Genomic DNA, 228 nt, shown 5'->3' with positions numbered 1-228 from the left:
TCATTCACAGTGGCCACTGTTCATGCCGCCGCGCTATGACAGTTGGCGCGCGTGAAAGTTTAACTGCCAATCAGGACCTTCACGTGATAGCGAAATACCGCCCGATGCGATGAAAAATTGCTGCGAGTGTGAGCTTAGACTCATATCGGCAAGCACTGCCAAAGCTGCCAAGATGGCGTGGCCACACCAATCCACCACTGCCGTGGGGGTAACCCAGCACAGCCCCAT

1 pseudogene is annotated in these 228 nt (G+C 55.3%); it reads right to left on the bottom strand.

From position 1 onward, the window contains the following. Positions 1-33 precede the first annotated feature (33 nt). Positions 34-228, bottom strand: a pseudogene (locus Q4563_RS23525) (PhzF family phenazine biosynthesis protein); the annotation flags it as partial.

Source organism: Gilvimarinus sp. 1_MG-2023 (genome assembly GCF_030548285.1).
This window is presented reverse-complemented; position numbering and strand designations above follow the sequence as displayed.